This is a genomic window from uncultured Pontibacter sp., from assembly GCF_947495565.1.
Lineage (GTDB): Bacteria > Bacteroidota > Bacteroidia > Cytophagales > Hymenobacteraceae > Pontibacter.
Genome location: NZ_CANLZM010000004.1, coordinates 96,345 through 118,587, shown reverse-complemented (window position 1 = coordinate 118,587; position 22,243 = coordinate 96,345). Strand labels below are relative to the sequence as shown.

General features: G+C 46.9%; 28 protein-coding genes. 16 read left to right on the top strand and 12 right to left on the bottom strand.

The window, feature by feature from the left end; genetic code table 11:
- Window positions 1–7: 7 nt before the first annotated feature.
- A complete protein-coding gene (locus tag Q1B04_RS06825; RefSeq protein WP_299757203.1) occupies window positions 8–694 on the bottom strand; it encodes an MCP four helix bundle domain-containing protein in 687 nt (228 codons plus the stop codon).
- A gap of 38 nt (window positions 695–732) precedes the next feature.
- Window positions 733–900, bottom strand: coding sequence for a hypothetical protein (locus Q1B04_RS06820; RefSeq protein WP_299757759.1), 168 nt, complete (start codon window positions 898–900; stop codon window positions 733–735).
- 45 nt (window positions 901–945) lie between these two features.
- Here Q1B04_RS06820 and Q1B04_RS06815 point away from each other — a divergent pair, with 45 nt between their 5' ends.
- The 7 genes from Q1B04_RS06815 (at window position 946) to Q1B04_RS06785 (ending at window position 7,295) form a co-directional block, all read left to right on the top strand.
- Window positions 946–1,602: a peptidase-C39 like family protein gene (locus Q1B04_RS06815; RefSeq protein ID WP_366524644.1), complete on the top strand. Its 657-nt coding sequence runs from the start codon at window positions 946–948 to the stop codon at window positions 1,600–1,602.
- 3 nt (window positions 1,603–1,605) lie between these two features.
- Window positions 1,606–3,084: a RimK family protein gene (locus Q1B04_RS06810; protein ID WP_299757199.1), complete on the top strand. Its 1,479-nt coding sequence runs from the start codon at window positions 1,606–1,608 to the stop codon at window positions 3,082–3,084.
- A complete protein-coding gene (locus Q1B04_RS06805) occupies window positions 3,059–4,333 on the top strand; it encodes a glutamate-cysteine ligase family protein (protein ID WP_299757197.1) in 1,275 nt (424 codons plus the stop codon). The genes Q1B04_RS06810 and Q1B04_RS06805 overlap by 26 nt, the downstream gene beginning before the upstream one ends.
- Window positions 4,327–5,046, top strand: coding sequence for an N-formylglutamate amidohydrolase (locus Q1B04_RS06800; protein WP_299757194.1), 720 nt, complete (start codon window positions 4,327–4,329; stop codon window positions 5,044–5,046). Before Q1B04_RS06805 ends, Q1B04_RS06800 begins: the two co-directional genes overlap by 7 nt.
- A gap of 563 nt (window positions 5,047–5,609) precedes the next feature.
- Window positions 5,610–5,792, top strand: coding sequence for a YqaE/Pmp3 family membrane protein (locus Q1B04_RS06795; protein WP_046314625.1), 183 nt, complete (start codon window positions 5,610–5,612; stop codon window positions 5,790–5,792).
- 185 nt (window positions 5,793–5,977) lie between these two features.
- Window positions 5,978–6,910 (top strand): J domain-containing protein, encoded by a 933-nt coding sequence (locus tag Q1B04_RS06790; RefSeq protein WP_299757193.1) that lies wholly within the window; start codon window positions 5,978–5,980, stop codon window positions 6,908–6,910.
- Window positions 6,911–6,941: 31 nt separating this feature from the next.
- Window positions 6,942–7,295 (top strand): hypothetical protein, encoded by a 354-nt coding sequence (locus Q1B04_RS06785; protein ID WP_299757192.1) that lies wholly within the window; start codon window positions 6,942–6,944, stop codon window positions 7,293–7,295.
- Here Q1B04_RS06785 and Q1B04_RS06780 read toward each other — a convergent pair.
- Window positions 7,285–8,046 carry a pseudouridine synthase gene (locus Q1B04_RS06780; RefSeq protein WP_299757190.1) on the bottom strand — a complete coding sequence of 254 codons (762 nt, stop codon included), beginning with the start codon at window positions 8,044–8,046 and terminating at the stop codon, window positions 7,285–7,287. The two genes, Q1B04_RS06785 and Q1B04_RS06780, sit on opposite strands and share 11 nt — an antisense overlap.
- Window positions 8,047–8,200: 154 nt before the next feature.
- Here Q1B04_RS06780 and Q1B04_RS06775 point away from each other — a divergent pair, with 154 nt between their 5' ends.
- Window positions 8,201–8,401, top strand: a complete 201-nt coding sequence (locus Q1B04_RS06775; RefSeq protein ID WP_299757188.1) for a hypothetical protein — start codon at window positions 8,201–8,203, stop codon at window positions 8,399–8,401.
- A 2-nt stretch (window positions 8,402–8,403) separates the two neighbouring features.
- Here the strand turns inward: Q1B04_RS06775 and Q1B04_RS06770 are convergent, their stop codons facing one another.
- Both Q1B04_RS06770 and Q1B04_RS06765 read right to left on the bottom strand, forming a co-directional pair.
- Window positions 8,404–8,664 (bottom strand): hypothetical protein, encoded by a 261-nt coding sequence (locus tag Q1B04_RS06770; RefSeq protein ID WP_299757186.1) that lies wholly within the window; start codon window positions 8,662–8,664, stop codon window positions 8,404–8,406.
- A gap of 23 nt (window positions 8,665–8,687) precedes the next feature.
- Entirely contained in the window at window positions 8,688–9,089 is a 402-nt protein-coding gene (locus Q1B04_RS06765) for an STAS/SEC14 domain-containing protein (protein WP_299757183.1), read from the bottom strand.
- A 170-nt stretch (window positions 9,090–9,259) separates the two neighbouring features.
- On the opposite strand from Q1B04_RS06765, the gene Q1B04_RS06760 reads away from it, so the two are divergent.
- The 3 genes from Q1B04_RS06760 (at window position 9,260) to Q1B04_RS06750 (ending at window position 10,831) form a co-directional block, all read left to right on the top strand.
- Entirely contained in the window at window positions 9,260–9,556 is a 297-nt protein-coding gene (locus Q1B04_RS06760; protein ID WP_299757181.1) for an excinuclease ABC subunit C, read from the top strand.
- A 334-nt stretch (window positions 9,557–9,890) separates the two neighbouring features.
- Window positions 9,891–10,307, top strand: a complete 417-nt coding sequence (locus tag Q1B04_RS06755) for a 2-dehydropantoate 2-reductase (protein ID WP_299757179.1) — start codon at window positions 9,891–9,893, stop codon at window positions 10,305–10,307.
- A complete protein-coding gene (locus tag Q1B04_RS06750; protein WP_299757177.1) occupies window positions 10,286–10,831 on the top strand; it encodes a ketopantoate reductase C-terminal domain-containing protein in 546 nt (181 codons plus the stop codon). The genes Q1B04_RS06755 and Q1B04_RS06750 overlap by 22 nt, the downstream gene beginning before the upstream one ends.
- On the opposite strand, the gene dprA is transcribed toward Q1B04_RS06750, so the two are convergent.
- On the bottom strand, window positions 10,826–11,947 hold the full coding sequence (dprA, locus tag Q1B04_RS06745; RefSeq protein WP_299757173.1) for a DNA-processing protein DprA: 1,122 nt from the start codon (window positions 11,945–11,947) through the stop codon (window positions 10,826–10,828). The two genes, Q1B04_RS06750 and dprA, sit on opposite strands and share 6 nt — an antisense overlap.
- Window positions 11,948–11,969: 22 nt before the next feature.
- Complete coding sequence (locus Q1B04_RS06740; RefSeq protein ID WP_299757171.1) at window positions 11,970–12,317, bottom strand: MerR family transcriptional regulator; 348 nt, start codon at window positions 12,315–12,317, stop codon at window positions 11,970–11,972.
- Window positions 12,318–12,516: 199 nt separating this feature from the next.
- Here Q1B04_RS06740 and alaS point away from each other — a divergent pair, with 199 nt between their 5' ends.
- From alaS to Q1B04_RS06725, 3 genes are all read left to right on the top strand, one after another.
- Window positions 12,517–15,153, top strand: a complete 2,637-nt coding sequence (gene alaS, locus Q1B04_RS06735; protein WP_299757168.1) for an alanine--tRNA ligase — start codon at window positions 12,517–12,519, stop codon at window positions 15,151–15,153.
- A gap of 67 nt (window positions 15,154–15,220) precedes the next feature.
- Window positions 15,221–16,678 carry an Asp-tRNA(Asn)/Glu-tRNA(Gln) amidotransferase subunit GatB gene (gatB, locus tag Q1B04_RS06730; protein WP_299757166.1) on the top strand — a complete coding sequence of 486 codons (1,458 nt, stop codon included), beginning with the start codon at window positions 15,221–15,223 and terminating at the stop codon, window positions 16,676–16,678.
- Between the two features lie 2 nt (window positions 16,679–16,680).
- Entirely contained in the window at window positions 16,681–17,808 is a 1,128-nt protein-coding gene (locus Q1B04_RS06725) for a TlpA disulfide reductase family protein (RefSeq protein ID WP_299757163.1), read from the top strand.
- An 89-nt stretch (window positions 17,809–17,897) separates the two neighbouring features.
- On the opposite strand, the gene Q1B04_RS06720 is transcribed toward Q1B04_RS06725, so the two are convergent.
- The 3 genes from Q1B04_RS06720 to Q1B04_RS06710 all read right to left on the bottom strand — a co-directional run bounded on the left by Q1B04_RS06720 (window position 17,898) and on the right by Q1B04_RS06710 (window position 19,834).
- Window positions 17,898–18,548, bottom strand: a complete 651-nt coding sequence (locus Q1B04_RS06720) for a hypothetical protein (RefSeq protein WP_299757161.1) — start codon at window positions 18,546–18,548, stop codon at window positions 17,898–17,900.
- A gap of 6 nt (window positions 18,549–18,554) precedes the next feature.
- Window positions 18,555–19,088: an acyl-CoA thioesterase gene (locus Q1B04_RS06715; protein WP_299757159.1), complete on the bottom strand. Its 534-nt coding sequence runs from the start codon at window positions 19,086–19,088 to the stop codon at window positions 18,555–18,557.
- A gap of 86 nt (window positions 19,089–19,174) precedes the next feature.
- The gene (locus Q1B04_RS06710) at window positions 19,175–19,834 is read right to left on the bottom strand and encodes a protein-L-isoaspartate(D-aspartate) O-methyltransferase (protein WP_299757158.1); all 660 of its coding nucleotides are present in this window, start codon (window positions 19,832–19,834) and stop codon (window positions 19,175–19,177) included.
- A gap of 223 nt (window positions 19,835–20,057) precedes the next feature.
- On the opposite strand from Q1B04_RS06710, the gene Q1B04_RS06705 reads away from it, so the two are divergent.
- Together Q1B04_RS06705 and Q1B04_RS06700 are read left to right on the top strand one after the other, a co-directional pair.
- The gene (locus tag Q1B04_RS06705; protein ID WP_299757155.1) at window positions 20,058–20,642 is read left to right on the top strand and encodes a riboflavin synthase; all 585 of its coding nucleotides are present in this window, start codon (window positions 20,058–20,060) and stop codon (window positions 20,640–20,642) included.
- Window positions 20,643–20,722: 80 nt separating this feature from the next.
- The gene (locus Q1B04_RS06700) at window positions 20,723–21,028 is read left to right on the top strand and encodes a hypothetical protein (protein WP_299757153.1); all 306 of its coding nucleotides are present in this window, start codon (window positions 20,723–20,725) and stop codon (window positions 21,026–21,028) included.
- A gap of 19 nt (window positions 21,029–21,047) precedes the next feature.
- On the opposite strand, the gene Q1B04_RS06695 is transcribed toward Q1B04_RS06700, so the two are convergent.
- Complete coding sequence (locus Q1B04_RS06695) at window positions 21,048–21,503, bottom strand: DoxX family protein (protein ID WP_299757151.1); 456 nt, start codon at window positions 21,501–21,503, stop codon at window positions 21,048–21,050.
- Window positions 21,504–21,570: 67 nt separating this feature from the next.
- Window positions 21,571–22,188 carry a trimeric intracellular cation channel family protein gene (locus tag Q1B04_RS06690; RefSeq protein ID WP_299757149.1) on the bottom strand — a complete coding sequence of 206 codons (618 nt, stop codon included), beginning with the start codon at window positions 22,186–22,188 and terminating at the stop codon, window positions 21,571–21,573.
- Between the last annotated feature and the right edge of the window lie 55 nt (window positions 22,189–22,243).

Genomic DNA, 22,243 nt, shown 5'->3' with positions numbered 1-22,243 from the left:
ATGCCTTCTAATTCAGGTGATACTTCTGCGGCTTGATATGCTTCAGCTGGCGCGATGCCTGTAACAAAGACCCAACCAGTAGTGCAAGTATAACCGCCAACGCAATAACAAGGTAGGAGAGCACTTTCAATGATTTCATCTGCCGCTCAGAGTCAGCATACAACTCGTGCCCAACCTCCTCCTGAAGCTGGCTTAAGGCATGGAGCGGCAGTAACAGCTCCTGAAACGACTGCATGCCTTCTTGCCTGAACATAGCCATGGCAGTCGCTTTGTCCTGGGTATGGCTCATCACAAGTATAGTCTGCTGAACCTTGCTGTAACGTTCCCCCGCCTTCAGGTACTCATTTAAATCCTCACTCTCCTGAGAGGTCAGGTAGGTGGCCCTGAACTTGTGCAGCAGCGAGTCCAGGTCGGTTTCGTTCTGCTCTATCTGTTGCATAATCTGTTTCTCCTCCTTCGCTGTTGTGGCTAATAGGTGCTCTTCCAGCAGAAGACGGTTCTGATAGTATTTCTCCTGCATGGCAGAGATGTCGAGGGCTGGCACAAGCCGGTCAGCATACACGGATTCAAACCTTTGGCTCACCTTGGTCATGCTGTAACTTACAAACCAGTTTGCCAGCACTATAATCAGGAATACAAACGCCAGTGCCAGCGCTATTCTATTACGGTGACTAATTCTGAAGCTCCAATCCATAGTATTAGTTACAAGTGCATCTTAATATACACATTCTCTTAATTAGAAGCCAAACTCCAGCGATAAAGTTCTTCTTCAGGCCCTTCTAATTTGCACGTATAATCTTTATTAAATTCAACTACTTCTGCTTTTCCTAGCGTATAAAAGACACGTTGTTGTACTTTCTTAAGCTGATTTATTTTAACGTGATTCCAATAAAAATCCATACTCAACCTGATGATTCCACTTGCGGCCCCACAAGCCTGCATGCCGTGTATCGTTATTTCAAAGATCCTATTTCGCTCGTAGATGTCATTAAGGAAGTTCCGTCTCTGGACGAGGGAGGCACGCTGGAGGTACTCTTGGCCTGCCATGCCCTCAAACGCGGCTATCGCGCCCGCATCTATACGTACAATATGTTCATTTTTGACCCAACCTGGATCGGGCTGAGTAACGAGGAGATCATCCTAAAACTGGAGGAGCAACTAAAGTATAAAAAAGGCGCTAAACTGCACCGTGCCACTAACGCCTATATTGAGTTTCTGCGCCTGGGTGGCGAGCTGCGCTGCCAGGACCTTACGAAAAACCTGCTGCGCGAGTACTTCGACCGGAATATACCATTGCTTACCGGCTTAAGCGCCACTTACCTGTACCAAAGTGCCCGCGAGTTTGGGAATGAACAGGGGGACTCGGTTTATGATGATGTCCGTGGCTTCCCTATGGGACATTTTGTAGTATTGTGCGGTTTTGGAGAAGATCAGAAAAGCATTGTGGTAGCTGACCCTTACCGGGAAAACCCTTTCTTTAACGACAATTACTATGAAGTAAAGGCGACGCACCTAATCAACTCTATTATGCTGGGTATGGCTACTTATGATGCCAATTTGCTAGCCATACAGCCCGCTCATCAAGAACCTCTCGAAGAATAATACATGCGAAAAATAATTATTGTGGACCACCCCAAAGACTGGGAGGAAGCAATTGAAGACACAGAGGTAGTCGATGCCCAGACATACCTCACCAACTCTACTTACACCGACATCAGGAGCGCCCGGATCTTCAACCTTTGCCGCTCGCACCGCTACCAAAGCGCTGGCTACTATGTTTCTTTGTTGGCGGAGGCACGAGGCCATAAGGCCATACCTAGCGTTACCACTATGCAAGACCTGAAGAGCCCCACTATTGTGCGCGCCATTACGGTTGAAATAGAAGACCTGATTCAGAAAAGCCTGGCTGGTTTGAGGTCTGATAGCTTTACACTAAGCATTTACTTTGGACAAAACCTGGCGCACAAGTATGAGAAGCTGTGCAAGGCGCTGCACGATCATTTTCAGGCGCCGCTGCTACGCGCGCAGTTTGTACGCAAAGACCATTGGGTGCTGCAGAGCATCTCGCAGGTGCCCATAAACGAGGTGCAGGACGAGCATCGTAAATACCTGAAACGCTTTGCCAAAGCTTACTTTGCCCGCCACCGCTTCTCAGGTGCGCGTATCAACAGGAAAGCGTATGACCTTGCCATATTGGTAGACCCGGAGGAAAAAGCGCCGCCTTCCAACAGCCGTGCCATTCAGCATTTTGTGGAGGCCGCCGAAAGTATGGGATTTTACACAGAGCTTATCACCAAGGATGATTACCGTCGGCTGCCCGAGTTTGACGCTCTATTTATCCGGGAAACCACTGCTGTAAACCACCATACCTACCGCTTTGCCCGTAAGGCCTTTGCCGATGGGTTGGTTGTGATTGATGACCCGGTTTCTATCCTGCGCTGCACAAACAAAGTATACCTGGCCGAGCTGCTCGCTAAAGCCAAAGTGCCGACGCCCAAAACCATGATCATCCACAAAGACAACAAAGATAAAGTGGAAGAGGAACTAGGACTGCCTTGTGTGCTGAAAAAACCTGATAGCTCATTTTCGCAGGGCGTAGTAAAAGCAAAAGACCGTCAGAGCCTGAAGGAGGAACTGGACAAAATGCTGGACGACTCGGAACTGATTATCGGGCAGGAGTACACGCCCACCGATTTCGACTGGCGTATTGGCGTGCTGGATAAACAGCCGCTTTATGCCTGTAAGTACTACATGGCCAAAGGCCATTGGCAGATATACAACTGGAACGGCAAAAAGAAACAGGATGAGGAGGGTGACGGCGAAGTGATTCCGTTTGAGGAGGTGCCTTTCCATGTGCTGCACACGGCGCTGAAAGCAGCCAACTTAATCGGTAATGGCCTCTACGGTGTGGATGTGAAGGAGATCGACGGCAAAGCATATATCATTGAAGTGAATGATAACCCGAGCATCGACGCTGGTGTTGAAGATAAAATCCTTAAAAAAGGGCTTTATACCTCTATCATCAAATCTTTAAAGCAACGCATAGACAATCATAAAAATGGAAACGGCAGAACCGAAAGATAAGCACAAGAAGCCGCTGCACCTGTTCGAAGGATTCGGTGTGGAGCTGGAGTACATGATAGTGCACCGCGATAGCCTGCAGGTATTACCCATCACAGACAAACTGATTTTTGATGAGGTGGGGGCGTATCTTTCAGATATTGAGTTTGGAGATATAGCCTGGAGCAATGAACTGGTGCTGCACGTGGTGGAGCTTAAAACACAGGGGCCGGTTAAAAGCCTTGTGCAGCTGCAGCAAAAGTTTCAGGGGCATGTAAATAAAATAAATGGCATGCTGCAGAAGTATAACGCCATGCTGCTGCCGACTGGGGCGCACCCCCTTATGAACCCTTACACGGATACTAAATTATGGCCGCATGAGCATAATGCAGTGTATGAGGCATACAATCGTATTTTTGACTGCCGCGGCCACGGCTGGGCAAACCTGCAGAGCACACACCTGAACCTGCCTTTTTATGATGATGATGAATTTGCAAAACTTCATGCCGCTATTCGTGTGCTGCTGCCTATCATGCCTGCGCTTAGCGCCTCCACACCAGTTCTTGACGGTAAGATAACCGGTCTGGCTGACTCTCGCCTGGAGGTGTACCGGCAGAACCAGAAGCAGTTGCCAAGTATAACGGGCAAGGTAGTTCCTGAAGCGGTGTTTTCTGAAAAAGACTATGAGCAACAGATTTTCCAGAAAATGTACCGTGAGGTAGCCCCGCATGATCCGGAAGGAACTTTGCAGGAAGAGTTTCTGAATTCACGCGGTGCGATAGCCCGTTTCGAGCGCAATACTATTGAGATAAGGTTACTGGATATTCAGGAGAGTCCGCTGGCCGACATGGCAGTGTTGCAGACAATAGTGGCGGTACTGCAGGCACTGATATCAGAGCGCTGGTCGCCATTGCAACAGCTGATGACCTGGCACGAAGATAGGCTTTCAGCCATACTTTTAGAAGTGATTGCGAAAGGGCAGGAAGCCATCCTTGCTGACCACGATTATACCCGCCTCTTTAAGTATGATTGTGCGCAGAACTGCTCGGTTGGCGAATTATGGAAGCACCTGGTGCAGGAAGTGTTGGCTTTGGATGAGCAGCCGGAGGTCGCCAACGCCATAAACGTAATAGTTTCCAGAGGTAATCTTTCCAAACGAATTTTAAATGCTTTGGGCAGTAATCCTTCAGAAGAAAAGATTCGTGAAGTATACGCTGAACTTGCTGCATGCCTGCAGAAGGGAAGCGTTTTTTTACCAGATGAGCCATGTTAAAAGTAATTATAACCTGTGAGCATGGAGGCAACCAAATTCCTGAAGCTTATGCAGAGCTGTTTGCAGCAGAGCAAGCATTATTAGAGTCGCATAAAGGTTACGATATTGGTGCTTTAGAGCTTTTTGATGCACTAAAAGACCTAGCCGACAAGTCATTTTATGCAACCAATTCCCGCTTATTGGTTGAGCTGAATCGGTCGCCGCACCATAAAACCCTCTTTTCTGAGCTTACTCAAAATCTCCCTAAAAATCGAAAATCAGATATTTTAAAAAATTATTACTACCCATACCGAGAGCGGGTGGAGGAGCTGGTGCATGACCTGACAATGGTTGGGCATCAGGTTCTGCATGTTGCAATACATACTTTTACTCCGGTAATGGATGGCCTTGAGCGGCAAGCAGATATAGGTTTACTGTATGATCCACGTAGAGAAGGAGAACGGGTATTTTGCCGTTCCTGGAAGAAAGCTTTGCTGCATCAGCAAAAGGATCTAAAGGTTCGGTTTAACTATCCTTACCTGGGTATTGCTGACGGATTTCCGACTTATTTACGGCGGAGATTTACGAACGAGCAATACATGGGCATTGAGTTAGAGGTTAATCAGAAATTTCCGCTTGAACATGATAAACAGTGGGAGCGGATACAGAAAGCAATCAAAAGCAGTCTTAAAAGTGTAATATTGCAAATGAAGGCAGAAGAGCAAGTGCGTTAAATATTTGTATCATGAAAACAAAATATCTTCATTTATAGTATTTAATTGAAAATTACCCTTCCTAAAATCAGCTAGCAGCGTATGCGGGGGTGATAATGACAATCAAACACTTTTAAAAAAACAGAAAGACTATGAGAATTAAAAATTTACTTCATTTAGTTGTGGTACTGGCATTAGGTCAATTCCTTTTCTCCTGTAGCTCAGCAGAATACTATAAATTTTCTCCTGATAAGCCAGAAGCATATAATACAGTAAAAGAGAAACCTGCCCCGGCAGTAAACGAGGTGGAGGAAGTATCGCCGTCTGTAGCTGAACTTGCGCTTGCAGCTGAAAAAGAGAAAGAAGCCGATTTAACACTAGAGGCTAACGCTGAGCCTACGCCGGTTGTAGCTCCTCGTAAAACAGCCGCCGTGGTGAAGGCCCCTGCAGCAACAGAAAAAGTGAAACTGGTTGAGCGTGAAATGACTGTGGCAGAGGCAGAAGCTTTGGCTATGGCAAAAGAGCGCCTCAACACCATGACCAAGGCTGAAAAGAAAGAACTGAAGAAGGAGGTAAAAGAAATGATGCGCCAAAGCGGTTCCCGTACCTCTGTGGTAGAAATCATACTTGCCATCCTACTGCCTCCGTTGGCCGTGTTCCTGCATGATGGTATCGGAACATCGTTCTGGATCAACATCATACTTACGCTGCTTTTTGTGCTGCCAGGTATTATACATGCCTTGCTGGTTGTAACAGACACGATTTAAGTAAAAGCTAAATAGCTGAATATGAAAAGCACCGCAGAAGCGGTGCTTTTTTTTTAAACAAGTTCATAAAGATTTAAGATAAGTATGTTTAAACGGCCGTCAAATACTGAAAAGTAAGAAAACAAAATAGCTTGATAACATTATGCTGTAAAGCAGACGTATCATAAAGAAATTGTAAGTGAGCAATGGAATACAAGGACTATTACAAAATATTAGGTGTAGAAAAGAAAGCAGCGCAAGCCGATATAAAAAAGGCCTATCGTGCCCTGGCTAAGAAATACCATCCGGATAAAAACAAAGACAACCCACAGGCAGAAGAGAAATTTAAAGACATCAGCGAAGCTTACGAAGTGTTGGGGGATGCGGAAAAGCGGAAGCAGTATGATGAGTTAGGAGCAAACTGGCGGCAGTTTCAGCAGGCAGGCGGTGCTGGCGGACAGTATTACGGCCAACCTAGAGGCGGCTTCCGGGGCTCTTACCAGGGCGGTGATTTCGAGGATATGTTTGGCGGGGGCAACGGCGGCTTTTCAGATTTCTTTGAACAGTTTTTTGGCGGTGGCGGCGCACGTGGCGGTTTTGGTGGCCAAAGAACCCGGAAAGGGCAGGACTACCAAGCCAATATGGAGATTACGCTGCAAGAGGCTTTTACCGGCACCAGCCGTTTGCTGCAAGTAAACGAGCAACAGCTGCGCATCACTACTAAACCCGGTGTCGCCGATGGTCAGGTCTTACGCATTAAAGCCAAAGGAGCACCCTCACCTGCAGGAGGCGAGCCGGGCGATTTATACATTAACGTGCACGTGCTTCAGAACCCAGCGTTTGAGCGTAATGGAGATGATCTGACAACCGTTTTACCACTGGATATGTACACAGCCATACTTGGCGGCGAAGCTCAGGTAAGCACTTTGAGCAGTCCGGTAAAGCTGAGGATTCCGGCAGGCACGCAACCTGGCAAAACCCTGCGCTTGAAAGGCAAAGGCATGCCACGCTACGGACAAGCCAGCCAACACGGCGATCTTTACGTAAAAATAGAGGTAGCGCTGCCAACCAACATCACTCCAGAAGAACGAGAGCTGTTGGAGCGGCTACGCGATATGCGCAAAGCACGGGCAGCATAAATAACAAGTATAGTTACAAGCCAATTTTGCCATGTTAGTAACCATTGAACAATCGCGTACTTATTCTCCGCTGGATAACTTCCTGGACAGCCTTGCAGAAAAAGATCTCACCTGCTATGCCTCTGACTTGCTGCAGCAGCACGGCTGTGAAAGTATGAATGAGCTCAGCCAGGCCATAAAAAGAGCCACAGAAGTTTGCAACAGCATGCACCTGCCGCTACAGGAGAATTTTAAAGTGGTGTACCGCTCCAGAAATGGCGAGGTAGTGCAGGACTGGCGCCTTTCTCCGATGGCTTATATGCTGATGGTACTGAATGCCAATGCCAAAAACGATCTGGTTGCTCGCACGCAGGTCGAGATGGTGAAGCGTTTCCTTAACTTATAAGCTGTGGCAAAGGCCGTGGTAGGGCAGTTTGCTCCGCCAGCACATCCAGCCAGTTAAATTTTTCGCATAGGCGCAGCGTATTTTGCGGTATCTGGGCCTTTATACTTATATCCTCGCCTGTAAAAGGATGCTTAAACTGCAGTTCAGCTGCGTGCAGAAGCAAATAAGAGCTTTCTAACTCCTCCAGAAACATCTTGTTATGGCGCCAGTCACCGTGGCGCTTATCACCCACAATATAGTGGCGAATGTGCGCAAAATGCTTTCGTATCTGGTGCATTCGCCCTGTTTCCGGCATCACTTTAACCAGGCTGTAGCGTGACGTGCTGTACCTGCCCACAGGTATAGGAAGTTCTACGGTAGCAAGACGTTCGTAGCGGGTTTTGGCATCTTGGGGATTTTTATGCTTGTGGTCCTTATCGGGGCGAATTGGGTTATCTATCACATCAGCCTCCGGTGTGTAGCCGCGTACAATGGCAAAGTATGTTTTATCCGGCTCCCGGGCCTCAAAAGCCTGGACAATAGGTGTGGTCGCCTCAGCAGACTTAGCAAACAGCAGCACCCCGGACGTGCCGCGATCCAATCGGTGTATGGTGTATAAACGATACCCTAACTGGTCGCGGAGCATTTGCAGGGCAAACTCCTTTTTCTCTTCGGCTATGCGCGTGCGGTGTACAAGTAAGCCATTCGGTTTGTTAATGGCCACATAATACGCATCTTCATAAATTATCTCTAGCACTCTTACTTTTTTCACAAAGATAAGAGAATCCTCAGGCTTGCACAGCAGCTATGGTTAAACTCCAGCGTGTAATTTAATTGTGGAGCAGGGCGAAATTCATGATTTAAAAGGTTATTTGTTAAAGCTGCCCGTATATTTGTTGTAATCCAATTTCGACAAAACATAGTGCATGGCCATATCAATAGACAACCTCCGGAAAGGCAAAAAATACCGACTGACAAACTACGGGGAAACATTTGAGTTTCAGGTGATGGACATGCCGGAGGAAAATATGTATCGCGTGAAGGACTTGCTTACCCTGGAGAATTACTTCTTGAACGAGCTCATTAAATATGGAAAGGGCAAAGACTATGACTTGGAAGAACTGTAGCTTTAGCTGCGGCGCACGTTGCCTTTCTTTTCCCAGTGGCTTTTTAGAATTATGTTACCCTGCGGCTGTCGCACAATACGCCGTACAAGCCGCTCACCGGCTATACTTCCATCTTCGTTGCGCCTGCCGATAAACAGCGTGACCGGTTCGCCCAGCTCATTGGTAATGTAGGTAATATCCTTGCCGGCAAAATTTTGGTCGTACCGCGTGTTCGGCTTGTAAACTTTCTCCAGTAACTGCTGTAGTTTAGGGTTGATGCTCATAGTATAAATAGAGAGATTTTTATTTAGTCCGTTAACAGCCAATTCAGTGCAGACTCTCTGCTATAAAACACTCTGAATTGCATTTGGCCATGATCTATTCGGCTAACACAGTCAAACATCTTATAGGACACCACTTCCTGAAAAGCATCCTGCGGCACAACCCTGGCATAGCGCTCCAGTTTAAGACTTTGTACAATATTAGCTCCGTAGGCTGCTACCCAATGCTGCTGCGCCAGCACCAGATTTATACCTCTTGAGTTATCTGACAGCAGAAAACGCAGCTTTTCTTTCAAGGCAGTTTCCAGGCCCAGTATATAAGCTTCCTTAAATTCATCTTCAGTCGTTTGCCGATGCCAGGTTATTTCTATAAGGCTGTTTTCATTATCAACGCTTATTGAGGCGAAATCTTTATCTAATATATTCATAAGCATCGTTTAGTGGCGATGTTTGAATTTTACGAATATTAGAAAAAAGCGGTGGGGTACATATTAGTTGTGCTGTAAAAGCGTTTGAAGATTATACTTCAGAAATGGCTGCCAGGTATCAACGCAGCAGCCAGTAAACCGTATATTCATTACGAAAAGAAGGTCAAGTTATGCAAGCACAGGAGCCACATTATTTTGTTTATATTTTTGGTGATCAGCCCCGCCAAAACGTTGAAATTGGTGTAGCGGGAGATTTGCACCAACTCACTCATTCTAAACCCTCAGACCAGCCGGGAAAAAGTACATCTACCCCCCCGAAACTGGTGTACTATGAGCATTACCAGGCCGAGGACGAAGCCATTACAAGGGAGCAGCAGCTTAAGGGAGAAAGCAAGGATTCCACCATTCATCTCATAGAATCCATGAATCCCAACTGGCTTGATCTCAGCGATACGCTTGACGAATAAAAAACTGATCTTTAAAATATAGCTACTGCCATCTGCCGCAACAGGCAAAACTCGTTTTGCTTTCCAGGCTTGGCAAATGAAAGTTGAAGTTCCTTACCTTTACAAATAATCCAAATGCCATACTTACTGATGCGCTGGAGTTTATCACTCGTGTAGCTACTGGTGCCTTTTTGCTTTTAAGCCTGCTGCTTTAGCCCAGAACGGTATTTAAACTCCTCTTGCTCCATTTATTTATAGGAAATTGTAGCCTCGGTTGTCTAAAATTTAAGTAGCGGGCAGAGTTGTGTTTTCAGAAAGTCATTCCAGAAAGTAAGCCAGGTACATAACAACAACTATGGGGAAGTATAAAATTGCAGTAGTGGGCCTTGGTGGTGTAGGCGGTTATTACGGCGGGAAGTTGGCACAGCGTTTTGCGCGCACTTATAAGTATGAAATCATCTTTGTTGCAAGAGGCGCACATAAAGAAGCTATAGAACAGTATGGTCTTACACTGGAGCTGGGAGAGGAAGTGCAGACAATAAAGCCTGACTCAGTGGTTTCTGATCCAAAACAAATGGGACAGCTAGATCTCATACTTTTCTGCGTGAAGAGCTATAGCCTGGAGCAGGTGGCCGAGCAGTTTGCCGAAAGTATAAACTCATATACGCTGCTGCTGCCGCTGCTGAACGGTATAGAAAGTATAGAATACCTGCAGCAACGCTTCCGGAGGCGCAGGCGCTGTGGGGCTGCGTGTACATTATTTCAAGTATAAAATCGCCCGGTGTCGTGCAGGTGCAGGGCAAATACAACCGCTTGGTATGGGGTAACCCTAAGCTTAAGCAGGAGAAGCTAGAGCATCTAAAATGGCTTTTCGACGAGGCTGGAATCAACCACGAATTCTACGGGCAGGAAGTAGAGGCGAAGGTATGGGAGAAGTTCTCGTTTATATCACCTGTAGCTAGTTTAACCTCTCTGACTCATAAAAGCATGGGCAGCATTATGGCGAATGAGGAGTTAAAACTACAGTTGCAGCAGCTGATGCAGGAACTGGTACTGGTGGCAAAAGCCAAAGGTATTAACTTACCCTTGGATATGGTGGAGCGTAACCTGGCAGTAGTGGAGAAGTTGCCGCAGGAGGCTACATCGTCTATGGAGCGTGACTTTGCCAGCGGAAACAGAACTGAGTTGGAGAACTTGACAGGCTATATCGTCCGAGAGGCAGAAAAGTTTGGCTTGCCGGTGCCGCAGTATCAGCAGGTATACGAGGACTTACGACAACGGCAACAAACATTATAATAGCACAAAGCGCTTACCCGGCATAGCTTTTACTATTCCTTTAAACTCCAGCCCTAAAAGCACCGAAGCCAAGAGACTTACCGGCACCTGCGCCTTCCAACTCAGGTTATCCATGTGTTCTTCGCGGCTCTGTTGCAGCACCTGCAGCACCTTCAGTTCTTCCTCATTAAACTCGGTGGGGTCAAAAGCAGGAGAGGAGGCTTTCTTTTTTTGTGCGGCCTCATCTTCCAAATCCCAGTTTAGTAACTCCACCAGGTCCTGCACCGAAGTATAGGCAACAGCTTTTAGGGATTTTATCAGGTAGTTCGTACCTTCAGATACAGAAGAGGTGATATTTCCCGGTACAGCCATCACTTCCTTGTCATAGCTGTGAGCGATATCGGCGGTGATGAGTGTGCCGCTTTTCATGGCTGCCTCTACCACTATAGTGCAGTCGCTCATGCCGGCAATAATGCGGTTACGGGCCGGGAAGCGAGGCGCATCTGGCTTGGTGCCAAAAGGATTTTCTGTAAGCAAACCGCCATTAGATAGCATGCGCTCAGCATACTTACGATGTACGGCAGGATAAACAATATCAGGTCCGCTTGCCATTACACCAATAGTAGGTAGGCCAGCCTGCAGCGCCGCCCGATGCGCCACCACATCTACGCCATAAGCCAGGCCACTCACGATCATCACGTTGTATGGCTTCAGGTCGTCTACTATGCGCTCAGTTACTGTTTGGCCATAAGAGCTTATTTGCCTGGTGCCTACCATACTGATGATGCGGCGCTGGTTTAAGTTAGCGTTGCCTCTAAAGTATAAAAGCGTCGGGGCATCTGGTATCTGCTTCAGCCGGTCTGGAAACTTGGCTGACGTATAGAATAGCAACTTTACATCCTCTGCCTCCGCACGTTTCACCCACTCCTCTGCTTGCACCAAGGAGGCTTTGGCATGTTGCTGTATATTCTGGATCAGCTTAGGGCCAACCCCGGAAATTTTCAGCAGTTTGCCTGGAGACGCCTCAAAAATAGCTTTGGGTGAGCCGCAGTAGCTTACTAACTGCCGCGTAAGCTGCGCACCCACACCAGGCATGCGGGTAATAGCAATTTCATAAATACTATGTTCTTCCACCATAAGTAAAGAACTTACGAAGCAATTAGGCTTTAGTGTTCAGTTGCTCTTTAATACCCTGCAAAAAAGCTTTTACCTTCTCCAAAGACTCCACAATTTCCATCTTATCTTTGGCCTGCACCGGCTTGTTTTTCATCACATCACGGGCTCCCTGTATGGTGTAACCGCGCTCTTTCACCAAATGATACACTGTGCGCAGCGTTTCAATGTCTTTCTGCGTGTACTGGCGGTTGCCTTTCTTGTTCTTCTTCGGCTTTAGCTGCTCAAACTCTGTTTCCCAGAAGCGGATCAGGGAAGGGGCTACGTCAAACATGGTGGCAACTTCGCCAATGGTATAATACTGCTTCTCTATCTCTTTTTCCTTGTATGGCATAATCGTGTCGTTTATCGGGCAAAGCAGGCGTAATTTTTGTGCAATAGTTCCTGATTACAGCTAAATATGCTACTTTTGCCAGTAATGTACTTGTTGGCATGCGCTTTTAAAGTGGCATTACCATTTGGCAAAAATTAGATATTTTTCGCTCTTAAACAACAAGTATAGCACTTAGTATCTAAAGGCTTAACACTCATACATGAACTCAGCTGAAATTAGACAAAAGTTCCTGGACTTCTTCGCTTCCAAACAACACCAGGTTGTGCCCTCTGCGCCCATTGTGGTGAAGGATGACCCAACCCTGATGTTTATTAACTCAGGCATGGCGCCTTTTAAGGATTACTTCCTGGGCAACAAACCTGCGCCCTATAAGCGCGTGGCCGATACGCAGAAGTGCCTCCGTGTGAGTGGCAAGCATAACGACCTGGAAGAGGTAGGGTATGACACCTACCACCATACCATGTTTGAGATGCTGGGCAACTGGTCATTTGGCGATTATTTTAAAAAAGAGGCGCTGGAGTGGTCTTGGGAACTGCTGACGGAGGAATTCAAGCTTTCTAAAGATAGGCTGTACGTTTCTGTTTTTGAGGGTGATAAGTCTGAGAACCTGCCGAGGGATCAGGATGCTTACAACATCTGGAAGACCATGATTTCAGAAGACCGTATCCTGATGGGCAACAAGAAGGACAACTTCTGGGAAATGGGCGACACCGGCCCATGCGGGCCATGCTCTGAGATACACATAGACCTTCGTACGGACGAAGAGCGCGCTCAGGTGGATGGCAAGACACTGGTAAACGCCGACCATCCGCAGGTGGTGGAGATTTGGAACAACGTATTCATGGAGTTCAACCGTTTGGCCGATGGCTCGCTTGTAAAACTGCCTGCCCAGCACGTAGATACGGGTATGGGTTTTGAGCGTTTGTGCATGGCCATACAGGGTAAGCGCTCGAACTATGACACCGACGTATTCCAGCCGCTAATTCAGTATGTGGCCAAGGAAGCTGGCATAACCTATGGCCAGGACGAGAAGCAGGATATCGCCATTCGCGTTATCGCTGACCACATTCGTGCTATCTCCTTTACCATTGCCGACGGTCAGCTGCCGTCCAATAATAAAGCCGGTTACGTAATCCGCCGCATTCTGCGCCGTGCAGTTCGCTATGGTTTCACTTTCCTTGATTTTAAAAAGCCGTTCCTGTATAAACTAACAGAAGTACTTGCTGAACAGACTTCGCATGTGTTCCCGGAACTGAAGCAGCAGCTGGGCTTTGTACAGCGCGTGATTGAGGAGGAAGAGAATGCTTTCCTGCGCACGCTGGAAAACGGTCTGAAGCGACTGGACGCCCTGGAGGAAACCTTTAAGCAGAATAGCAACACCATCGATGGCAAAACTGCCTTCGAACTGTACGATACCTTCGGCTTCCCGCTGGATTTGACTGCTTTGATTGCCCGTGAAAAGGGATTGAAAGTAGATGAAGCTGGCTTTAGCAAGGAGATGGAGCAGCAGAAAAGCCGTTCGCGCAACGCCTCTGCCTCTGAGCAAAGCGACTGGGTTATCCTTCAGCCGGATGTGGTAAACGAGTTTGTCGGTTACGACTGCGATATCTCTGATTCGCATATTGTGCGGTTTCGCCAGGTAAAGACCAAAAGCAAAAGCGAATATCATATAGTGCTAGACAAAACGCCTTTCTATGCTGAAAGCGGCGGGCAGATAGGCGATGTTGGCTTTTTGGTTTCAGACGGCGAGCGAGTAGAGGTGCTGGACACCAAGAAAGAAAACGATCTTATACTTCATATTACTAATAAGCTGCCGCAAAATGTAGAGGCTGGCTTCAGTGCTGAAATTGATGCTGAGCGCCGCAACATGATCCGAAGAAACCACTCTGCTACGCACTTGCTGCACTCCGCTTTAAGAAAAGTTTTAGGAGACCATGTGCAGCAGCGCGGCTCTCTGGTAAACGAAAAAATACTTCGGTTCGACTTCTCTCATTTTGCCAAAGTAGAAGATGCGGAGATGCGCCAGATTGAGCATATCGTCAATCAACGCGTGCGCCAGGCTATTCCGTTGGATGAGCGCCGTAATGTTCCAATTGACGAAGCCAAAGAAATGGGAGCCACAGCCCTGTTCGGAGAGAAGTATGGCGACTTTGTACGTGTCATCACTTTTGGCAATGATTATTCTGTAGAGCTTTGCGGCGGTACGCACGTGCACAACACCGGCAACATCGGCTACTTCAAAATTATATCTGAAAGCTCTGTAGCCGCCGGGGTTCGCCGTATCGAGGCTATCACCGCTGAGGCAGCTGAAGAGTATATGCAGCAGCAGTTAAACGAGCTGAATGCGGTGCGTGAGGTGCTGAACACGCAGAGCAACGTATCGGGAGCGGTACAGAAAATGCAGGACGATCTGAAAGCTATGCAGAAGCAGCTAGAGGCTTTTGAGCTGAGACAGCTGAGTAGCCTAAAGGATACGCTTGCACAAAAAGCACAGCAACTGAACGGCATCAACCTGATAACGGAGCGAGTAGACCTGAGCTCTGCTGATTACCTGAAGAAACTAGCTTTTGACATGCGCCAAGTAGTTGATAACTTAGTGCTTGTACTTGCCGCTGAAATTGACGGAAAACCACAGATCGCGGTTATGCTGTCGGATAACCTGGTGCAGGATAAAAGTATGAATGCGAGCCAGATGGTGCGCGAACTGGCCAAGGAGATTAAAGGCGGCGGTGGCGGCCAGCCTTTCTACGCCACGGCGGGAGGTAAAGATGTTTCCGGTTTGGGCGCAGTGCCTGCCAAAGCAATTGACCTTGTAAAGTCTTTAATTAACGGATAATAATTATTATTGAAGTATAGGAGAAGGGTTTTTAGGCCATCCCCATACTTCAAGCTTTCTTAAAGAAATGGATAAAGCGATAAGAGATAAATATCAAGCCATAATTGGTTTAGAGGTGCACGCACAGCTGCTTACTGCCAGCAAAGCCTATTCATCTGACTCGACAGAGTATGGTATGCTGCCGAACACGAACCTAAGCGAGATTACGCTGGGTCATCCGGGCACGCTTCCGCGTGTGAATAAGCGTGTAGTAGAGATGGCGGTTAAAATGGGACTGGCCACGAACTGTGAGATCACCAAGCATAACGTGTACGCCCGCAAAAACTATTTCTACCCCGATCTTCCGAAGGGATACCAGATTACTCAGGACAAAACGCCCATCTGTACAAAAGGGCATCTTTTAATTAAGGACGCTGGCGGCGAGGAGAAAAATATCGGTATCACACGCATCCACATGGAGGAGGACGCCGGTAAATCGATGCACTTGCCAGGTGAGGTTGAGACGCTGGTGGACTTTAACCGCGCCGGTGTTCCGCTGATCGAGATTGTGTCGGAGCCGGATATCCGGGATTCGGAGGAAGCATATAACTACCTGATTGAGATCAAGCGCCTGGTGCGCTACCTAGATATATGTGACGGCAACATGGAAGAAGGTTCGCTGCGTTGCGATGCCAACATCTCTGTGATGCTGAAAGACTCACCGCTTTGGGGTACTAAGGTAGAGGTGAAAAACATGAACTCCTTCCGCAATGTACAACGCGCTATCGAACACGAGATAGAGCGCCAGATCATGGTGCTGGAGAATGGCGGTAAAGTTGACGGCGAAACCAGAAACTTTGATGCAAACACCGGCTCTACCACGGCCATGCGCTCAAAAGAAACATTAAATGATTACCGTTATTTCCCGGAGCCGGACCTTCCGCCATTGATTATAGAGCAGGAGTGGCTGAATGCTGTGAAAGAAGCCATGCCAAGTTTGCCACAGGAGCTTTACAAGCGTTTTGTAACGGAATTCGGCTTACCAGAGTATGATGCAGCCGTACTGACCGATGCAAAGGAAATTGCACTATACTTTGAAAAGCTGGCGCAGCACACTCAAAACTACAAAGCGGCTTCTAACTGGGTGATGGGGCCGGTTAAATCATACTTAAATGAGCTGCAGCTGCACATCAAGGACTTTCCGCTGAAGCCTGAACAAATTGCAGAGCTAATCGCTTTAGTTGACGAGAACAAAGTGAGCCACTCTGTAGCGGCTAAGAAAGTTTTCCCGTTCATGCTGGAGCACCCGGATTACACCGCACAGCGCGTTGCAGAGGAGCAGAATTTGCTGCAGGAATCTAATATGGACGAACTGGCACAAATTGTGCAGCAGGTGTTAGCTGATAATCCTGCTAAAGTGGAGGAGTATAAGGCCGGCAAGCAGTCGCTGATTGGAATGTTTATGGGAGAAATCATGAAAGCCACCAAGGGCAAGGCCGACCCTAAAGTAACGAACCAACTTCTTAGAGAGAAACTTAACGCATAAATATGCTAAAAATAAGATTTAAAAACGTGTTTGCTGTTGCCTGCGCTACTGCCATACTTGCCAGTTGCCAGGGTAACAAGTCCGCCACAAACGGTGAGGACAACTACACGATACAAGGTAAACTTAACAATGCTACCCCAGGCCAGATTTACCTTTTCGAGCTGGGGGAACAGAGTTTTGAACCGCGGGACACTGCAGAGGTTGGCACTGAAGGTACTTTTAGTTTTTCAGGAAATGTAGAGGAGCCCACTCTGTACCGTATTGCCCTGAATGAGCAGAATGGCGTGATGCTTGTTTTGGAAGAAGGCAAGATTGTAGTGGAAGCTGATGCCATGGATATGAACGGTACCGCAAAAGTGGAAGGCTCTGAAGAATCCAAGCTGTTTATTGAGCTGAACAAGCTGGTGACCGAAACCCGTCAGCAGCAAGCAGAGCTGGAGCAGCAGTACTCTAAAGTAATGCAGGAAGGTAATGAAGCAGAGGGTGCGCGCTTGCGAAGCGAATACTTCAGGTTACAGAACCAGATCAAGGAATTTATAGCAAGTCATCCAAAATCTGTTGTGTCTGCGTTTGGCACGGCTAATTTGGTAGATCCGGTAAATGATTTTGCCTTTGCCGATAGTATGGCAACGCTGTATAACCAGCATATTCCTAATTCAAAGTATACGACTAAGGTAAACGAGCTTTTGCAGCCTCACCGCAGCACTGCCGTTGGCCAAACTGCCCCAGATATTACACTTCCCAGCCCTGACGGTAGCACAAAATCGCTGTCTTCGCTGCGCGGAAAGTATGTACTGATTGATTTCTGGGCTAGCTGGTGCGGACCTTGCCGCAAAGAAAACCCGAATGTGGTAAAGATGTACAATAAGCTAAAGGATCAGGGCACAGGCTTTGAGATTTTTGGAGTGTCGCTTGACCAATCGGAGGATAAGTGGCTGGCAGCCATTGAGAAAGACAAACTAACCTGGCCTCAGGTTTCTGACCTAAAAGGATGGGAGAGTAGCGCAGCACAACTTTATAACGTAACTGCAATCCCGCAAACAGTTTTGATTGATCCGGAAGGAAAAATTGTTGCAAAAGGTTTACGAGGAGAGGAGCTGGAAAATAAGCTGCAATCGTTGCTGCAGTAGAACGAGCTCAGAATATAAAAATAAGTATAAAAAAGAGCGGCCTCCCAAAGTAAGGAAGGCCGCTCTTTTTTATACTTATTACTGGATTATTAAATATTAAATATCTTCTGCAGTGCACCCCATAGCAGCTTTTTATGCTCCACATTATGCTCCAGCATACTTAGAGATTGCGAGAAAATGACAGGCACGTCGTCAACCTTCACCGGGTTATAAAGCGTGAATTTATCATGAGGAAATGCCGTTTCGATTCGGCTGGCAAAGCTGATGATGTAGTTTACCTGCAGTTCTTGCTGCAGCTCCTCAAAAAGCGACAGCTCACCCGATACATTATTTACATAAGCAACATCCTCTGGCTTTAAACCAATAGCTGAAAGTATCTTCTGCAGAAACTGCAACTGCGGCAGCTGTGTATACTCCGTCTCCGGCAGCGTAACAAGCACCACAACGCCTTTACGGTTTTCACCAGTGAGTTTATACTTTTGCTGCTTTGCCTCCTGCTTTGGAATTTTAGGTGTATCCTGTGGCGCTTGTATTTCTAAAACCGGTTCCGGCGCTATAGTTTCGGTTGGGGCAGATACAGTAGCCGGAGAGGTAGCATCCACTTCTTGGGCCTTTGCCGCAGGTGCAAAATTTTGATCAGCAGGGGCAGGCACAGTTATATCGCCATCTACTAAATAAACAGTTTCCGAAATAAAGTTTTTAAGAAACCCGTGGTTGATATCTGCCTGCAAACCTGCCATTTATACTTATCCTTGTGTATCTTCTTTGATGTCGAAGATAGAGCGTAACTCATTTGCTTCGCTTGGCTGCATACGTCCGGCTAAGACTAAACGCAGCTGGCGGCGGCGCAGTGCTCCGTCATAAAGTTTAATTTCGTCTTCGGTTTCAGGTATTGCTTCCGGAACATCAATTGGATTGCCCAACTGGTCTACAGCCACAAACGTGAAGAAGGCCTGGTTCGACATCATTTTCTTGCCGCTAGGTATATCTTCTGCATATACCACAATATGCACTTCCATAGAAGAGTTGAAAGCGCGTGTTACTTTTGCCTCTAATGTAACTACGTTACCTAATTTTATACTTTCTGCAAAAGACACGTTATCTACCGAAGCTGTTACAACTATTCGGTTAGAGTGTTTTTGCGCAGCAATGGCAGACACAATGTCCATCCAATGCATCATTTTACCACCCATTAAGTTATGAAGGGTATTGGTGTCGTTAGGCAACACCAGCTCCGTCATGATAACGTAAGAGTCGGATACTTTTTTTTGTTTACGCATTCCAATTATTGATTAGTGAGGCAAAGATACTCTGCATGAGGCAAAGGTTAAAATCAACTTTGGCCTCAAAGGCTAAATGAGCTGTATTATTCGCCGCCGCTCCAGCCTGAACGGCCTAGCAAAGGCACGAATTTGAAGTCGCCGAATTCTTCTTTTGTAAATTCATTTTCTTCTACCCTTGTAATACGAAGCATTCGCTGGGTTTTTTCATCGCCTACAGGTATAACTAAAATTCCGCCTACCGTTAACTGCCGCAGCAGTTCCTTGGGTACTACCGGCGCTCCGGCAGTAACAATAATTTTGTCATAAGGAGCGTATGCTGGCAACCCCAAGGAGCCGTCACCGTGGAAGGTGTGGGGATTAAGTCCATGATTCCGGAAGTATAAACGTGCTTTTTCAAACAAAGGCCGGTTATACTCTATTGTATATACATTGGGGGTGAGTTGCAGCAAAACAGTGCATTGATAACCAGAACCGGTGCCGATTTCAAGTACTTTATCGTTTGGTTTTAGCTGCAGCAGTTCAGATTGAAAAGCAACAGTATATGGTTGGGAGATGGTCTGCCCCTCGCCAATGGGAAATGCTTTGTCCTGATAAGCCTGCTCCAGAAAAGCCTTATCAAAGAAATAATGACGCGGTACAGTTTCGATGGCGTTGAGCACACGCTGATCACGAATGCCTTTTTCGCGTAGCTGTTTTACTAGAGCCCGGCGCATGCCCTTGTGCCTGTACGTGTCAGTTTGCATGGTGGTAAAAAGTTCAGGTTCTTAATGTGGGTACTACCTGGCTCAATGGCAGGTTTGCGAAAATAAGCATCTGAGAGCAATATTTCTTGTATAAAAGATCTTTTCCTCCATATTATTTTAAAATGCTTCGGCTTCAACATCTAAACCTGCTAATTTTGATAAACATATTTAGAGCGGTAGCATTAATACTTTCAGCCGATTAAAAGACAATTAACTTCAAATTATGTTTACAGGAATTATTGAGGCTTTGGGCCACATAACCGATATACAGGAAGAGCACACAAATAAGCATTTCACGCTCACATGTCCGTTTACAAATGAGCTGAAAATAGACCAGAGTGTGGCTCATAATGGCGTTTGTTTGACAGTGGTACGCATAGAAGGAGAGCAGTACACCGTAACAGCTATTGACGAGACGCTGCAGAAAACCAACTTAAATAGCCTGAAAGTAGGTAATGTTGTAAACCTGGAACGCTGCATGCAAGCCAATGGCCGCTTTGACGGGCATGTAGTGCAGGGGCACGTAGACCAGACTGCCGTATGCGAGGATGTAAAGGATGAGAACGGCAGCTGGGTATTTACCTTCCGTTATGATGCCGGTAAAGGCAATGTAACCGTAGAAAAAGGATCTATCTGCGTAAACGGGATAAGCCTGACAGTGGTAAACTCTCAGGAAGATCGATTTTCGGTAGCCATTATACCTTATACTTTCGAGCACACAAACCTGCACGCTGTAAAACCAGGAGATACCGTTAACCTCGAGTTTGATATTATCGGGAAGTATGTGGCCAGATTACTGAACAAGTAATATCCGGGTTAAAGTATAGTATCAACCATCGCTCTGTTGCCTTCGTTAAGATGAAGTATGAAACTTAACTGAGCGAAAACATGGCAACAGAGCAATATCACGAACCGGCCAATGAATTATCGGAAGAAACGCGCACGTTTGCGCGTATGATAACCTCAGTAATTGAGGAGGCTGAGGCTATTAACTGGTATGAGCAGCGGATATCGGTAGAAAAAGATGCAGTGGCTAAGGCCATCATGCAAAATGCGCAGCACGAGGAATTTAAGCATTTCGGAATGAACCTGGAGTTTCTGCTGCGCAAAAAGCCCGTTTGGCGCGACATGATGAAGCTTATACTGTTTTCTGAAGGAGATATAGTGGAGAGAGGCGAGGAGGCTGAAGATTAGCTGGGTTATACTTTGCGGCCTAAAACTTTCGTTCCTGGTTAGCCATACTTTGGTCTACGCTCAGGTTGCCGGCACCACCTACTACCAAAGCCCACGCCATACCTATTATAAGCAAATGATACTCAAAACCTTCGCCGGACTGGTTTCCTGACCAGTTCATAAAAAAGCCGTTGGGCAAGTGTACTGTCAGTATGATTCCTGCAAATAAGCCTATTAGTGCCAAACCCCAGAACCGGACCCAGAAGCCAAGAAGCAGACACATGGCGCCAACAAACTCAATGATGATGACAAGCCAACCCAACCATCCCGGTAATCCAGACATCATCTGAAACGCATCCATAAAACCTGCTGGTCCGTGGCCTCCAAACCAGCCAAAAAGCTTCTGCGCACCGTGCGGCCAAATTACTAATGCTAAAAATGCCCGCACTATGGTTAAGCTCCAAGTATCATGCGTAAATAAAATTCTATCTTTCAAAGCCATCGCTATACTTTGTTATACAACCCATACAGCTTACGGAATTTATACTGTATGGATAGGTTGCCTAATGTAAGCGGTTGAATTTGGGCAGGCTCAGGTTGTAACGCACAGCAATAAGCCGAATGAAAATAATCAGTAGAACGGAGGCGATAAAGTTGACATTTCTGGATACTTCGAGGTACTCGAGTGCCAGGTAGAAAGATGCGCCCATCAAGCAGGCACTGGCATAAATCTCCTGCCGGAACAGCACAGGGACTTCGTTTGTAAGTATATCCCGGATAACACCACCCATCACTGCCGAAAACATGCCCATAATTGCCGCTATCTCCGGGCTAGCTCCCAGGCTGAGCGCTTTTTCCATACCTACAATTGTAAAAATAGAAATACCCAATGTATCGAACAGCAGGAAGGTACGGCGCAGCTGTAAAAGCCATTTATAAAACAGGCCGCTGCAGATAATTGCGGCTATAATTGTGTAGAGCACAGTCACATCCTGAATCCATACTAAGGGATAGCTTCCCAACATAATATCGCGTAAGCTGCCGCCGCCAATAGCCGTCACGAATCCAGTAAAGCCTGCCCCAAACCAGTCCTGCTCCTTATCTTTTTCGCTAACGGCCAGTGCCCCGGACATGGCGAAAACCACAGTTCCTATCAATTCTAAAATATACTGTATGCTCACGTGTACCTGTTCTAAAGAGACGGCAAGTTAAAGAGGAGTCATCATACTTTCTATA